The sequence below is a fragment of the Patiriisocius marinistellae genome (assembly GCF_009014635.1).
GTDB classification, from domain to species: domain Bacteria; phylum Bacteroidota; class Bacteroidia; order Flavobacteriales; family Flavobacteriaceae; genus Patiriisocius; species Patiriisocius marinistellae.
The window spans coordinates 92,604-108,378 of record NZ_BKCF01000001.1; the positions used below are offsets into that span (position 1 = coordinate 92,604).

Below are 15,775 nucleotides of genomic sequence, written 5' to 3' on the forward strand. Positions count from 1 at the left end.
ATTACTTATCCATCACTTAAAAAGTATTCATTATAAAAAATTAAAGCTCCCGTTTCAACGTTGAAAATAGGGAGCTTTTTTTATTATGTAAATCATTACTGCACAAAAAAAACCGTACTAACAAAATGCTAGCACGGCTTTTAAATATTTCAAAACTACAGTTTAACCCTTTAAAGGAGCTCCCGCCATAATTTCTTCATTTGCATATTCTTCAAACTTTTTAAAGTTTGTTTTAAATGAACTTGCTAATTTATGAGCTGTTTCATAATATCCTTCATCATTATTCCATGTTCCTCTTGGGCTTAAAACCTCAGACGGCACATTAGGACATGTTCTAGGTTGATTTAAACCAAATACAGAGTGCACGTGGTAATTATCTTTGTTAGCTGCCTCTAAGCTTCCATCCATCGCCGCAGATATCATTGCACGAGTGTATTTCAGCTTCATACGGCTACCTACTCCATAAGGACCTCCAGTCCAACCTGTATTTACTAACCATACAGTAACACCTGCATCTTTCATTTTCTTACTCAACATCTCAGCATATTTTGTAGGATGTAAAGGCATAAATGGCGCTCCAAAACAAGCAGAAAAACTTGGTGTTGGCTTATCAACACCAGCTTCAGTACCTGCTACTTTTGCTGTATACCCACTAATAAAGTGATATGCAGCTTGACCAGGTGTTAACTTTGAAATAGGAGGCAAAACTCCAAAAGCATCTGCAGTTAAGAAAAATATATTTTTAGGGTTTTTGCCCACACTTGGCTCCTGTATATTATCAATATGAAAAATAGGGTAACTCACACGAGTGTTTTGAGTTACAGAAGTATCTGCAAAATCAACGTCACCATTTTCATCCATTACTACATTTTCAAGTATAGCTCCAGGTTTGATTGCATTATAAATATCTGGTTCGTTCTCTGCAGATAGGTTAATTACCTTTGCATAACAACCTCCTTCAAAATTAAAAATAGTATTTTCAGAAGTCCAACCGTGCTCATCATCACCTATCAATTTACGTTCTGGATCTGCGGACAAGGTTGTTTTTCCTGTTCCACTTAACCCAAAGAAAATAGCTGTCTCACCATCATCACCTACATTCGCAGAACAATGCATAGGTAATGTGTTTTTAAACACAGGAAGAATAAAATTTAAAGCAGAAAAAATTCCTTTTTTAATTTCTCCAGTATATCCTGTTCCCCCTATTAATGCAATCTTTTTTTCAAAATTAAGAATCGCAAAGTTATGTTGACGTGTTCCATCTACAGCAGCATCTGCCATAAAACCTGGTGCATTAACAATAAGCCATTCTGGATCAAACCCCTCAAGCTCAGCATCTGTAGGTCTTAAAAACATATTATAAGCAAACATGTTTGACCATGGATACTCATTAATGACTCTAATGTTTAGTTTATAATCCTTATCTGCACAAGCATAACTATCACGCACATATACTTCCTTTTCAGAAAGATAGTTCGTCACCTTGTCATAAAGCGCATCAAATTTATCCGCTTCAAAAGGGATGTTTATATTTCCCCACCATACTTTATCCTCGGTAATCTTGTCCTTTACAATAAAACGATCCATAGGAGAACGCCCAGTAAACTCGCCAGTATTTACTGCAAGTGCACCACTGTTCGCTTCTTTCCCTTGTCCTTTTTGTAATGTTTCTTGGTGTAGATTTTCCGCAGAAAGTTGGTAGTTAACTTTTGCATTTTTGATTCCGTATTTATCTATCGAAATCGTTTTCGTAGTTTGGTTATTAGCCGCCATACTTTAATTTAATTGTTGTTCGGCAAAAGTAACAAAACATCAACACTTAAAGCATTAAACTCTCCTTAATTATCCTCTCAAATTGTTAATAACCTCAACTAAATTTTATACTAAAACATAAAAATAAAAAGTTGCATAGTTTTTTTGACTTTTAAAAATTCAAAAAATTAGATGCTTACTTCAGAAATATTAAGTCATCAACCACTTTACTGGCTCATTAAACTTACGCTTTTGTATAATCAAAATACAATACTGGCTTTTATGAAGTATTGTCTAATTATTAGTAATATGTGGTACATTTCCGAAGTTATTAAATTTAGCACACACAAGTTTTAACTATTTTTTGACTTCCAAATCCCAAAACCTAAACGCAACCACCCCGCCATAAACAACAATCCACCAATAGGAGTTATGGGACCTAAAAAAGAAACACTGAAAGAAAAAACGTCTTTTAATGCTAAAATATAAATAGAACCAGAAAATAATAGCATTCCTAATAATAGGAGTACAAAAACCCATTTTTTAGTTTTCATATCAATAGGTTTTGCAAAACCTATAACGAGTAATGCAAGAACGTGATACATTTGATAACGCACTCCTGTTTCAAATGTGGCAAGCGACTGCGCTTTAACAAGTTGCTTTAGTCCATGTGCACCAAAAGCACCAATGGCAATCGTAACTGCACCAATAATACATGCTGTCATCACTATTTTTTTATCAAGAATATCCATAAAATGTATCTACAAATTTGTACTTTCGTCAACGTATTTTCTACAGTTAAAGATAAATAAAAACCCCTTCATGAGAAACATTTTAATCATTGGCGCAGGACGTTCAGCAACTAGTTTAATCAAGTATTTATTAGATAAAAGTGAGACTGAAGAGTTGTTCATAACTATAGGTGACCTCAACGTTCAAAATGCACAAAAATTTACAAGTGATCACCCCAATGGTCGTGGTATTTTATTAGATGTTTTTAATGATAAGCAACGTAAAGAGGCTGTTGAAAATAGTGATTTAGTAATCTCTATGCTACCTGCAAGGTATCATATTGAAGTGGCGAGAGATTGTATTGAGTTTGGAAAGCATCTTGTAACAGCATCATACATTAGTGATGAAATGCAACTCCTTGATCCAATGGCAAAAGCAAAAGGATTAGTGTTTATGAACGAGATTGGGCTTGATCCAGGTATTGACCACATGAGCGCAATGCAAATAATTGACCGTATTAAGGAGCAAGGTGGAAAAATGTTATTGTTTGAAAGTTTTACTGGTGGCCTTGTTGCTCCAGAGAGTGACACAAATCTTTGGAATTATAAATTTACATGGAATCCTCGTAACGTAGTATTAGCAGGGCAAGGTGGAGCAGCAGAGTTTATCCAAGAAGGAAAATATAAGTATATACCTTATAATAGATTATTTCGTCGCACTGAATTTATCGAAGTTGAAGACTATGGAAAATTTGAAGTGTACGCTAATAGAAATAGTCTAAAATACCAGAGTGTTTATGGACTAAAAGACGTTCTTACATTATACCGAGGAACCATTCGTAGAGTGGGTTATAGCAAGGCTTGGAATATGTTTGTGCAACTAGGATTGACAGATGATACTTATACATTACCAGATAGCGAGACACTAACCTATCGAGAATTTGTAAACTGCTTTTTACCGTATTCACCTACAGATAGTATAGAGTTAAAACTACGCCACAATCTTAAGATTGACCAAGATGATTTGATGTGGGAAAAAATACTTGACCTTGATATTTTAAGTAATAAAAAAACAATAGGTATTAAAGATGCAACTCCTGCACAAGCGCTTCAAAAAATATTAGAAGACAGCTGGACATTATCTCCTGAGGATAAAGATATGATAGTGATGTATCATAAATTTGGTTATGAACTCGATGGCAAAAAACATCAAATAGACAGCAAAATGGTAGCTATTGGTGATGACCAGACATACACCGCAATGGCAAAAACCGTGGGGCTTCCTGTTGCAATGGCAGCGTTGAAAATATTAAATGAAGAAATCACAACACCCGGTGTTCAACTGCCAATAAATAAAGAAGTTTACGAACCCATTTTAAAAGAGCTTGAAAACTTTGACATCAACTTTAAAGAGACTGAAGTTGAATACCTTGGGTATAACCCATTAACTGTTGTAGGGTAAACAAATTGAAGATCAACATATTTATTTAGATTGTTGATTTCAAAATAACATAGCATACATAAAGGCTTTTTTGTCAGGTTAAGCGAAGTCGAAACCACTGACAAAAAAGCCTTTATTTTTTTATATCTTTTACTCTATCTCCTGTTAAAAAACATCATAATAAAGTAAAGCAATGTAGCTAATGAACCCAAAGCCGCTACTAAATATGTTCTTGCTGCCCATTTTAAAGCATCCTTAGCTCCAGCGTGTTCTTCTGGCGTAGTCATGTTTGCACTTTCTAGCCAAGCCAATGCTCTTTTACTCGCATCATACTCAACTGGTAAAGTTATAAATGCAAACGCTGTTGTTATTGCAAATAAAATGATACCTACTAAAAATATATTAGTACCAAAAGCAGAACCTCCAACAGACAAAGCCAAACCTGCCATAATAACAATATTTGACAATTTACTCGCAATCCCCACTGCAGGAACAATTTTACTTCGCATAGTTAACCAGCTATATGCCGTTGCATGTTGCACAGCATGTCCTACTTCGTGAGAGGCGACTGCTGCAGCTGCTGCATTACGTTGCATATATACACCTTCGCTAAGATTTACTGTTTTGTTGGCTGGGTTGTAATGGTCGGTCAACATCCCTTTAACACTAATCACCTCAACATCATAAATATTATTATCTGCCAGCATTTTCTCGGCAATTTCTTTACCACTCATACCGTTTTTTAGATGCACATTTGAGTAATGTTTAAATTTACTTTTTAACTTATTACTTACATAGCTACTTATTAAAAATATAGCTCCGGCAATTATATAGTATCCAATCATAGTTTAAAAAATTGTATCGCTTTCGCGGAAATTTTAATCATTTAATATTTCAAGATTAAAGATAACAAAAAGCGTGCAAAATTTTTAAGTGGCAGATTGCATAATATACAACTCACAATTATTCATTTAAACTTAGTGGAGAACTATGTAATGTAAAATAACCGTTCGGGAAACTAATAAAGATTCCAAATAGATCATTAAATATAGCTCGTAAGGTTCTTGCTTGCAAATAGTTTTATCACAAAATGTACAAATTTAACAAGCAAAACAATCACCTATTTGAGTTGATGATTGATATAATTAGAATAATTGAGGTTTAAAATTTATTTTACAGGTATATATGAAACGAGATATTAAACTATAAAATTTTAGAAGTCGGGAATTGTTTTCTCGCCTTTTTATTTCTAGTACTTCTAAAATTTCTGCTACGCTTAGTTATGTAATTAACTAAAACCATTGCAACTGAAATTAAAATTACTGCTATTATTATTTCGTATGCTTCGCTTGGTAAATTCATATATTAAAGGTACAAAAAAAACACCTAACAAATACATTTTCAATTACATACCCAACTTAAAAACGCAAATCACAACCTAAATTTATACTAATTCAAAAATCGTAAAATAAAGATCTACAATCGCTCTAGCCCACTATGTTTACAATCTTACCAGGAACAACAATTACTTTCTTCGGCTCGCGACCATTTAAGTATTTTTGAGTATCCTCACTTGCCATTACGGCAGCTTCAATTTCGTCTTTACTTAAATCTAGAGGTAGCTCCATAGTAAATTTCATCTTTCCATTAAACGAAATAGGATAATTCTTACTACTCTCTACTAAATGACTTGCTTCAAACTTAGGAAATGGCGCTGTTGAAATACTTGTTGTATGCCCCAATTTACTCCAAAGTTCCTCAGCAATATGTGGTGCGTAAGGAGAAACTAAAATAGCTAGTGGCTCAAGAATTTCTTTCGCATTACATTTTTGTGCCGTCAACTCATTTGCCGCAATCATAAATGTAGAAACCGATGTATTAAAACTAAAGTTCTCAATATCTTCTTCTACCTTTTTTATTGTTTTGTGTAATGTTTTCAACGCATCTTTTGAAGGTGCCTCGTCGCTTACACTAAAACTTTCATCAGCACCGCCGTGGTATAATTTCCATAGTTTTTTTAAGAAAGAATGCACACCACTTAGTCCGGCGGTGTTCCATGGCTTTGCCTGCTCTAAAGGCCCCAAAAACATTTCATACAATCGTAAACTATCTGCCCCATATTCATCACATATCTGGTCTGGATTGACCACATTGTATTTTGACTTAGACATTTTCTCGACTTCGCGAATTACTTTAAATGTGCCGTCTTCTTCAGTTATAAACTCAGCATCTTTAAATTCTTCTCTCCATATCCGAAGTGCATCCACATCAACCTCATCTGAGGTATTTACTAATGAAACATCTATATGGATTTTTTGTGTAGTAAAATTAATTAAGCTTAAATGTTCTTCTGCTGATGATTTATCTTTATTTAACCATTCAAAAATTGGCTTACAAGCAGTTCTAAATTGTGTTTCAAAATCTTTGCTAAATTCTTCGTTCTTAATATAATTAGACGAAACAAAAATCTCTTTTGGATATTTGCTTAAATCAACTATTCCAGTTGGATTAATACTAATCATTTCTGGAAGAATTTTATATACAAAAGCACTCGTTCCCAAAATCATCCCTTGGTTTATCAACTTCTTAAAAGGCTCATCGACTTTTACAAACCCTCTGTCTTTCATAAACTTTACCCAGAAACGGCTGTACAACAAATGGCCTGTTGCGTGTTCGCTACCGCCTATATACAAGTCAACATTCTCCCAATAGTTGAGTGCATCTTCGCTAGCAAATTCACCATCGCGCATAGCGTCTTCCATGTATCTAAAAAAGTACCAGCTACTTCCTGCCCACCCTGGCATTGTATTTAATTCTAGAGAAAATACAGTTTCATTATCAATTAACTGATTACTGACTACTGCGCATTTTTTTGTGTCCCATGCCCATACATCTGCACGGCCTAATGGTGGTTCGCCTTCTTCTGTGGGGAGGTATTTTTCTACTTCGGGTAATCTAATTGGTAAGTGTTCTTTTGCTATCATTTGCGGCATTCCGTCCACATAATACACTGGAAACGGCTCTCCCCAATAACGTTGTCTTGAAAATACAGCGTCACGTAATCTATAATTTGTCTTGCCTTCTCCCGCACCTAGTTTTTCTAACTCATAAATAGCAAGTTTTACAGCTTTTTTATATTTCAATCCATTTAAGAAATCACTATTTGCGATTACAGTTCCTTCTTTATCTGCATGTGCTGCTTCACTAATATCAACTCCTTCAAATACATTAGGAATTGGGATTCCAAACTTAGTTGCAAAATCATAATCACGCTGGTCACCACATGGTACAGCCATAACGGCTCCTGTTCCATATCCTGCAAGTACATAATCTCCTATCCAAACTGGAATAGGTTCTTTTGTAAAAGGATGCTCTGCATACGCTCCTGTAAATACACCGCTAATTGTTTTAACATCTGCCATACGCTCACGCTCACTTCGTTTTGAAGTAGCCTCCACATATTCATTTACAGCGGCTTTTTGATCATCAGTCGTGATTTTTGAAACTAACTCGTGTTCTGGAGCTAGCGTCATAAATGAGACTCCAAAAATAGTATCGGGTCTTGTAGTAAATACTGGGATTTTTTCGCTGTGTTCTTTTAAATCAAATGAAATCATCGCACCTACAGATTTTCCAATCCAATTGCGCTGTGTTTCTTTTAATGATTCTGGCCAATCGATGGTTTCTAACCCTTGCAGCAAACGCTCCGCGTAGGCTGAAATTCGCATGCTCCATTGTGTCATTTTTTTACGAACCACGGTATGCCCACCACGTTCTGACACCCCATTGACAATTTCGTCGTTAGCTAACACTGTTCCTAGTGCTGGACACCAATTTACTTCTGTTTCGGCTAAGTAGGTTAGCCTGTATTTCAACAAAATTTGTTGTTGTTCCGTTTCAGAAAAACTGTTCCACATTTCCGCAGAAAAAACATTAATGTTTTCATCGCTTATTGCGTTAATTTTTGCATTTCCATCTTTTTTAAAAATTGAAATCAATGTGGCAACATCTTCAGCCTTATCACTATCCTTGTTGTACCAACTATTAAAAAGTTGGATAAATATCCATTGCGTCCATTTGTAATATTCTGGATTTGATGTACGAACCTCGCGTGACCAATCGAACGAAAACCCAATTTTATCAAGCTGTTTTCTATACCCTTCAATTTTATTTCCAGCTTTGTCTACACCTCCTTCAATATTTACTTTAGTAGTATCTGCCGGGTGCTGTCCAGTTTGTATTGCATACTGCTCAGCTGGCAACCCAAAACTATCGTATCCCTGTGGATGCAATACATTAAAACCTTTATGACGCTTGTATCTCGCATAAATATCACTCGCAATATAACCCAGCGGATGCCCTACGTGTAATCCCGCACCTGAAGGATAAGGAAACATATCTAGCACATAATACTTAGGTTTTTCACTAGTATTTGAAGCTTTAAATGTTTGGTTTTTTTCCCAGTATTGTTGCCACTTGGCTTCTATATCGTTGAAATGATATTTACTCATCGCGTCTATTTATTTAAGCGGCAAATTTAACAGTTATGTACGAAAGAGAAAACTTTAAACGTTCAATCATTGTAGCTTGAAAATTCCTCGTATTTTTACCAATGGAAGCGCATTTAAGCAACCACTAAATCCTATAAAATAAACATGGCAGCATCCTTTGATAAATTTCAGAAACGCAGATTAATTTCTTCTTATTTTTCAGTGGTGTTGAGTATTTCATTAGTGCTGTTTTTACTAGGGTTATTAGGGCTTTTAATTCTTAACGGGAAAAAAGTAGGCGACTATTTTAAAGAACAAATACCCATTGTGGTCTTTATGAAAGACACTGCAAAAGAGGTAGAAATGGAGCAATTAAAACAAAGTCTTGCGCTGGCTGAGTACACAAAAGACGCCATTTACGTTTCAAAAGAACAAGCTGCCGAAGAGCACAGCGCAACCATAGGCGAAGATTTTATGGAATATTTAGGAGATAATCCACTACAAAATAGTATTGATGTACGCCTTAACGCAAACTATGTTACACCTGAAAAAATTGAAGAAATTGTAAGCGAACTCAAAGCAAAAGATTTTGTGGATGATGTGGTTTATGATAAACCGTTAATTGAAAAATTGACAGATAATGTAAAGAAAATAAGCCTTTGGATTCTCATTATAGCTTCGCTTTTTTTATTCATTGCAGTGTTGCTTATTAATAGCTCTATACGACTTTCGGTCTACGCTAAAAGATTTACAATCAAAACAATGCAAATGGTAGGCGCAACTAAACGCTTTATTCGACGTCCTTTTATATGGAAAAGTGTTCGATTGGGAATCATAGGTGCTTTTGTTGCAATGGCAGGAATGGCAGGTGTATTATATTATATTAATAAAAGCTTTCCAGATTTACAATTATTGAATGACAAAATGATGCTTGGCGCTGTCTTTTTGTTTGTCTTTTTAATGGGACTTTTCATCACGTGGTTGAGCACTTATTTTGCCACACAACGTTTTTTAAATCTAAGAACAGATGACTTGTACTATTAAAATTTCAGCAGGAATTTGCAGCCTTTTATTATTTACAAGCTGTATCATTCAAAATCCAGATGCAGAAGACTGCACGTTTAAAGAAATTACCGTAGCACGTGTTTACGAGGGAGGTGTTAAAGATATTGTCTTTGCAGAAAGTGACGGGAGTTTTTACTATATAAACAGGGGCTTAGAAAATGGAATGACCCTAGAAAAAATGGCAGAAAAAACTGTAGGCAAAAAAGTAAAACTACACTTAGCTAAAACAATTTTTATGTCTTCGGAAACCAACCATATTTCACAACTTGTCGTTGCGAATGATACGCTCTTTTCAGAATTATAATTCCATTATATTTGCAGGCATAAAGCCGAAATCTTAAAAAATTCAAACCTTGGGAGAGAAAAAAAGAAAAACCGAAAGCGAAGCAAAGCATTACTTTATGTTTGAGCGTAAAAACTACAAATTTATGCTCATAGGTGTTGCCTTTATCGCACTAGGCTTCATTTTGATGTCTGGTGGTGGTAGCGATGACCCCAACGTTTTTAATCCCGAAATCTACAACTGGAGGCGCATACGTCTTGCTCCGGCATTAATTTTAATAGGATTTGGTATTGAGGTCTATGCAATTTTATTGAATCCACATAAAGACAAAAAATAATGACAATTTGGGATTCAATTATACTCGGTGTCATACAAGGTTTCACCGAATTTTTACCCGTATCCTCTAGTGGACACTTAGAATTAGGAAAAGCTATTCTTGGAGATAGCTCTGTTCCAGAAGAAAGTTTACTTTTTACTGTGGTTTTGCATTTTGCAACAGCATTGAGTACCATAGTGGTTTTTAGAAAAGATATTATCGAAATTATCACCGCTCTGTTCAAATTTGAGTGGAATGAAGAAACACAGTTTATTGTAAAAATTATTGTTTCTATGTTGCCAGCAGTAATTGTGGGTTTACTTTTTGAAGAACAATTAGAAGCATTTTTTGGAGGTAATATAGCTTTTGTAGGAGCTATGTTAATTGTAACAGCAGTATTATTATGGTTTGCTGATCGTTCAAAAAACACAGGAAAACCTGTTACTTTTAAAGATGCATTTATCATTGGTATCTCACAGGCAATCGCAATGCTCCCAGGTATTTCTAGAAGTGGTGCTACCATCTCCACATCAGTTTTATTAGGTAATGATAAAAGCAAAGCAGCCCGATTTTCGTTTTTAATGGTTGTGCCATTAATCTTTGGAAAAATAGCAAAAGACCTTCTTGGAGGAGAGTTAACTAGCGATGCGACTAACTTTACCACACTAGGCGCAGGATTTATCGCAGCGTTTATTTGTGGCTTGATTGCATGTACTTGGATGATTAGTTTGGTAAAGAAAAGTAAGTTAAAATACTTTGCTATTTATTGTTTAATCGTCGGTATTATTGCTATTGGCGTAGGACTTTATCTTTAATTTTTGAGCTATGCTAACTAAAGAAGAGTACCTCGACGGTCAAGTTATTCTCATAGACAAACCACTTGGGTGGACCTCATTTCAAGTAGTCAACAAAGTACGATGGTTGATTAGAAAACAATTTGATTTAAAGAAAATAAAAGTTGGACATGCAGGAACACTTGATCCACTTGCATCTGGACTACTCATTTTGTGCACTGGAAAATTCACAAAACAAATTGAAACTTATCAAGCACAGCATAAAGAATACACGGGCACAATTACACTAGGTGCAACTACTCCAAGTTATGATTTAGAAACCGAAATAGATAACACCTACGATTTCACTACGATTTCAAACAAAGCGATTCATGAAGCTACCAAACAATTTGTTGGCGATATCATGCAACAACCGCCAGTCTTTTCAGCATTGAAAAAAGAAGGAAAACGTTTATACGAATATGCGCGTGCTGGAGAAGAAGTTGAAATCCCTAAACGTGCAATTCACATTTCAGCATTCGAAATTACAACTATTGATTTACCTAATATTGACTTTAGAGTTGCTTGTAGTAAAGGAACTTATATCCGTTCACTTGCGCACGATTTTGGCAAAGCCTTAAACAACGGGGGGCATTTGAGTGCGTTGCGCCGAACTAAAATTGGAGATTTGGATGTCAAAGACGCCATCTCTATTGAAGATTTTGAAGCTAAATTTATTGAAGAAAAACATCATTCCCCAACCTTTTCTTCAAAAGAAAGGAGCAAAAATTTATAATAAAATCATATAAATATGTCAAATATTGAAGGAGTCGAACCAGAAAGACAAACGAAAGATAAACCTAAAACAAACCCTTTAGAATCTATAGCTAAAGATGTGAAAGTTATTAAATACTGGATTATATTCTTCGGTATCATTACATTGTTATCAATAATAATGTATGCCGTATTGATTGAAAAAGTTTTATGATTTAAATTGCTCTTAACATATCTCAATAATTAATATTTCCTAAGTTATTGTAAATTTATATTGTGAACTTTAATTATTCATATCGCGCGTTTCTAATTACTAGTTTGCTTTTTGGCATTTTAGTGCTAACGTTGTGGAGTATAAAAATATCTTCAGAAAATATACTCGAAGAAGAAACTACTCCAATTGAATATGAAGATCTTATTATTGAAGAAGCCGAAGAAAAGCTCGCACAACAAACTCCAAAAAGAGTTAGAATAAAAACTAACAGAGCCTATAATGAAGCGGAGAAATTTATTGAAGAATTAGAAAACGATAGACTCGAGGACGCAGAAACAACCCAAACACCTCCAAGCGAAAAAACTATTGAAAATACAGAAAGTCTCGAAACACAAAACGCACTAGCCGAAGCAAAAAAGAGAATTGCAGCTCAAAGAAAAAAAGCTGCGGCTGCCCAAGCTTCAAAACCAACTACATCTTCTACAAAAGGAGCAATAACAAGAACAACAATAAGTTATAGCCTAAAAGAACGGACAGCAATGCGACTGCCAAACCCCGTTTTCACATGTGAAGGTGGTGGAAAAGTTGTGATTACCATTGAGGTAAATAAGCTAGGCAATGTTGTAAAAGCAAATTATAACAGAAGCGCTTCAACAACTAGAAATGGTTGTTTAATAGATAGCGCTTTAGATTATGCGCAACGTTCTAGGTTTAACACAAAAGCCGATATTGAAGAGCAAGAGGGCACAATAACCTATAATTTTCCAGGACAATATTAAGCTATTATAACAACTCTAGAGCATCTTCCATTATTGAAGTCGCCTTATCTTTAGTGTACCACACTTGCAAATCTTGTTTAAACGCTGGTGTTAGCATTCCATGCTCCGCTTTATAATCTGAAACCATTTTTGTTGCTACTGTAGGTCTTGGACCCCACTCCCCTATTACTTTATTAGTTATCTCGTCAATAGCAACTAATTTAGGGATAGACATCCCTCCATTTGTTAAAAAATATTGCATTGTTTCAATATTATCATCTCTCAATGCAACTTTAACTTTAATATTTGAGTTAAGTTGTTCTATCTTATGAAAAACAGGCATAGACTGTGCTGCATCACCACACCAGCTTTCTGTTAAAATAAGCCAAGTTACTTTCTTGTCATAATTTAATGCAGCATTATTTAACGCTTTGCTAATTTTTATAGTTTTATCTAACCTTCGCATACGAGCATCACTTAATTTAGTATAGTTAACGTATGCTTCACTTTGATTAGGTCCAGTACTCGACTTTGATGCAACTTTCTCGGCTACTAAAATTCTATATTCTTCATAGCTCATTGATGAAGCAATAGTTTCTTTTAATGATGCTGTTCTTGATTTTTCCACTGTGGTTTCTATATTCATAATGCATAAGACGCAATAGGTTTTGCAAACTTACTATCTTTAAATTCTAACGAAAAAATTCTTCAATATGTACTTCGGAAATATTAAACTTTAAGAAAATGGAAAAAAAAAGATGCGAATGGTGCGGTAATGATCCTTTATATATGGCATACCACGATGAGGAATGGGGAGTACCCGTTTATGATGATAAAACGTTGTTTGAATTTCTTTTATTGGAGACATTTCAGGCGGGGTTAAGCTGGATTACTATTCTTAGAAAACGCGAAAATTTCAGAAATGCTTTTGATGGATTTGATTATAAAAAAATTGCGAAGTATGATGAAACTAAAATTTCGGCTTTGCTTGAAGATACTGGGATTATTCGTAATAAATTAAAAGTGCGAAGTGCCGTTACTAATGCGCAAGCTTTTATGGAGATTCAAAAAGAGTTTGGGAGTTTTAGCAACTACATTTGGAAATTTACAGATGGAAACCCTATAATAAATAATTTTAAATCTATGAAAGAGGTTCCTGCAAACACAGCTTTGAGCGATGCAATAAGTAAAGATTTAAAGAAGCGTGGTTTTAAATTTGTAGGCTCAACAGTTATTTATGCAAATATGCAAGCAACGGGAATGGTTAATGACCATGCTGTTTATTGTTTTAGACATAATGAAGTACGATAATTTTCAAACAAAAAGCCAACTCAATTGAGTTGGCTTTTTGTTTGAAGTAAAATTCTTTTTATTTAGAGTTTAGTACTTAAGTATTTTTTTAGTCACTTTTCCGAAGTCACCAATAAACGTTGCAAACAATGTTCCGTTCCAATCATCTTGTAGGTCTAAAATAATAGTCCCATTCCCGTTTTCAAGAGTATTACTATATAATTCCTGCCCAAGAATATTTGTTATAGTAACTGTTATGTTTCCTCTAAGGTTACCCATTTTAAAGGTAACATCTCCATTAGTGGGATTAGGATATGGACCTGCAATCGCATTTTTTAGAAAATTATTTGTAGAAAGCTGCCCTACTTGAACGGTCCAAAAACCCTCTGGAGCAACAATTGGCCTTGCCAAAGATTTACCAGAATTTGATGTCCCAGAAATATAGTATTCCACATTATTTGCTACAACAGGAATGTCTGCCGTCCAAATATCATTTCCTGCATTAGTCATCATTGTTTGGGTAAAATCTACAGCTCCTTCTTCTCTCCAAAAAATAGTTCCGTTTGCAATACCACTATTGTGTTTTATAGAAGCTTCAATTGTTATGGTCGTATTTTCAACAGATTCAGTAATTGGCTGATGTACAATCCACAATGGGTCTGCAACTCCAATAGTATGGGTGATACAATGAATTGCTCCAACTAATGAAATTAAATTTTCTCCTGGATTGTCAACATCAATCCCTACAATATTGTAACCAGGCATCATTTCTTGCCATAATGCTAATGCTGGTGTATCTACATTTTCTCTATATGTAGGCACTAAAATTGTTTTATTTAAGAACAATGCATTAGTATATGTTCTATAAGACCCGTTGCTATCAGGATATGCGCCACTTGTACTTGGCGGTGCAGGAATACGTTTAATTTTATATGGTGTGCCAAAAGGTGTTTGAAAGTTGTCTAATATGTAATCAATATTCTCATTAATCTGAGGACCATCTGCAACACCCTCTGGATAACTACTCAACACTAATGTTTCTTCATCAAGCAATTTCATGTGCATATCAATATGATTGATAACATCAAACGGCATAGGGGTCATCTTTATATAGTTTTGAATCCCCATATAATCTCCCATAATTTGATCTATTTGAGCTTCGGTTTTTGGTGATACACCGTATGGATTTCCAGGTTCGTTTTCTTCTAAAATAAGCTCAGAAGCAAAAGCGTTTCCAAGACCGTCACTCATATAATTTCCACCAGTATTTACTAAATCGTTTGTACCTGTATTTGTAATATAAATAGGTAATCCCAATAATGCTGCATGTGCTTCTGGCACTACATTATCATTTGGTCTTGGCCTATTGTAAATCCAATCTGTCAATCCCCGCTCGCCTACTTCGTTTTCATAAACTGTATTTCCAGCGTAGTCTCTAATCCAGATACTATCCCAATCTGCATCCATAAAGATTACATTTGTCAAATCTACTCCTCCGCTTGTTAAATAATTTGCAACGTTATTTTGATTTTGAGTTGTAATAATTACTTTACATTCTTCTACTCCAGCAGCGACAATTTGACGTAAAATTCCTTGAAAATTGGACTCCCAAGTCACCACTAAATATTCAACTTCTTCCCACTCAGCAGCAGCACGCACTGGCACCGCTGGCGGAGGTGTCATTCTAGTTGTAGAAAATTGAAAATCTGCTACAAGCCCTTGTTCTGCTTCGGAAATGTAACTTGGTAATTGACCAAATGTGATGTTTGAAATAAGTAATATTAAAGCAACTGGAAGTAGTTGTATAATCTTTTTCATAAAATGAATTTTTTATAAAGTTCTGAAAACTTTAGAAACAATAGTACAAAATAGGATATTAATATGAGAA

15 protein-coding genes are annotated in these 15,775 nt (G+C 34.9%); 9 read left to right on the plus strand and 6 right to left on the minus strand.

The window, feature by feature from the left end:
- Positions 1-162: 162 nt before the first annotated feature.
- Together pckA and GB234_RS00440 are read right to left on the minus strand one after the other, a co-directional pair.
- Positions 163-1,773: a phosphoenolpyruvate carboxykinase (ATP) gene (pckA, locus tag GB234_RS00435; protein WP_151892537.1), complete on the minus strand. Its 1,611-nt coding sequence runs from the start codon at positions 1,771-1,773 to the stop codon at positions 163-165.
- 332 nt (positions 1,774-2,105) lie between these two features.
- Positions 2,106-2,477, minus strand: a complete 372-nt coding sequence (locus tag GB234_RS00440) for a DUF423 domain-containing protein (RefSeq protein ID WP_235906031.1) — start codon at positions 2,475-2,477, stop codon at positions 2,106-2,108.
- Between the two features lie 97 nt (positions 2,478-2,574).
- On the opposite strand from GB234_RS00440, the gene GB234_RS00445 reads away from it, so the two are divergent.
- Positions 2,575-3,945 carry a saccharopine dehydrogenase family protein gene (locus GB234_RS00445; protein ID WP_151892539.1) on the plus strand — a complete coding sequence of 457 codons (1,371 nt, stop codon included), beginning with the start codon at positions 2,575-2,577 and terminating at the stop codon, positions 3,943-3,945.
- A 134-nt stretch (positions 3,946-4,079) separates the two neighbouring features.
- On the opposite strand, the gene GB234_RS00450 is transcribed toward GB234_RS00445, so the two are convergent.
- The gene (locus GB234_RS00450; protein WP_151892540.1) at positions 4,080-4,769 is read right to left on the minus strand and encodes a zinc metallopeptidase; all 690 of its coding nucleotides are present in this window, start codon (positions 4,767-4,769) and stop codon (positions 4,080-4,082) included.
- Between the two features lie 642 nt (positions 4,770-5,411).
- Entirely contained in the window at positions 5,412-8,435 is a 3,024-nt protein-coding gene (locus tag GB234_RS00455) for a leucine--tRNA ligase (RefSeq protein ID WP_151892541.1), read from the minus strand.
- 144 nt (positions 8,436-8,579) lie between these two features.
- Between GB234_RS00455 and GB234_RS00460 the strand changes: the two genes are divergently transcribed.
- The 7 genes from GB234_RS00460 (at position 8,580) to GB234_RS00485 (ending at position 12,618) form a co-directional block, all read left to right on the plus strand.
- Positions 8,580-9,458 (plus strand): cell division protein FtsX, encoded by an 879-nt coding sequence (locus GB234_RS00460; RefSeq protein WP_151892542.1) that lies wholly within the window; start codon positions 8,580-8,582, stop codon positions 9,456-9,458.
- Positions 9,442-9,783, plus strand: coding sequence for a hypothetical protein (locus tag GB234_RS00465; protein WP_151892543.1), 342 nt, complete (start codon positions 9,442-9,444; stop codon positions 9,781-9,783). The genes GB234_RS00460 and GB234_RS00465 overlap by 17 nt, the downstream gene beginning before the upstream one ends.
- 49 nt (positions 9,784-9,832) lie before the next feature.
- Positions 9,833-10,099, plus strand: coding sequence for a DUF3098 domain-containing protein (locus tag GB234_RS00470; RefSeq protein WP_151892544.1), 267 nt, complete (start codon positions 9,833-9,835; stop codon positions 10,097-10,099).
- Entirely contained in the window at positions 10,099-10,893 is a 795-nt protein-coding gene (locus GB234_RS00475) for an undecaprenyl-diphosphate phosphatase (RefSeq protein WP_151892545.1), read from the plus strand. Before GB234_RS00470 ends, GB234_RS00475 begins: the two co-directional genes overlap by 1 nt.
- A gap of 10 nt (positions 10,894-10,903) precedes the next feature.
- Positions 10,904-11,647, plus strand: coding sequence for a tRNA pseudouridine(55) synthase TruB (gene truB / locus GB234_RS00480; protein ID WP_151892546.1), 744 nt, complete (start codon positions 10,904-10,906; stop codon positions 11,645-11,647).
- A gap of 15 nt (positions 11,648-11,662) precedes the next feature.
- Positions 11,663-11,839, plus strand: a complete 177-nt coding sequence (locus tag GB234_RS15010) for a hypothetical protein (RefSeq protein WP_172966818.1) — start codon at positions 11,663-11,665, stop codon at positions 11,837-11,839.
- 62 nt (positions 11,840-11,901) lie between these two features.
- Positions 11,902-12,618: a hypothetical protein gene (locus GB234_RS00485; RefSeq protein WP_151892547.1), complete on the plus strand. Its 717-nt coding sequence runs from the start codon at positions 11,902-11,904 to the stop codon at positions 12,616-12,618.
- 4 nt (positions 12,619-12,622) lie between these two features.
- Here GB234_RS00485 and GB234_RS00490 read toward each other — a convergent pair whose 3' ends face one another.
- The gene (locus tag GB234_RS00490) at positions 12,623-13,243 is read right to left on the minus strand and encodes a thioredoxin family protein (protein WP_151892548.1); all 621 of its coding nucleotides are present in this window, start codon (positions 13,241-13,243) and stop codon (positions 12,623-12,625) included.
- A gap of 98 nt (positions 13,244-13,341) precedes the next feature.
- Here GB234_RS00490 and GB234_RS00495 point away from each other — a divergent pair, with 98 nt between their 5' ends.
- Positions 13,342-13,908, plus strand: coding sequence for a DNA-3-methyladenine glycosylase I (locus GB234_RS00495; protein ID WP_151892549.1), 567 nt, complete (start codon positions 13,342-13,344; stop codon positions 13,906-13,908).
- A 69-nt stretch (positions 13,909-13,977) separates the two neighbouring features.
- Here the strand turns inward: GB234_RS00495 and GB234_RS00500 are convergent, their stop codons facing one another.
- Complete coding sequence (locus GB234_RS00500) at positions 13,978-15,705, minus strand: agmatine deiminase family protein (protein ID WP_151892550.1); 1,728 nt, start codon at positions 15,703-15,705, stop codon at positions 13,978-13,980.
- Positions 15,706-15,775: the final 70 nt, after the last annotated feature.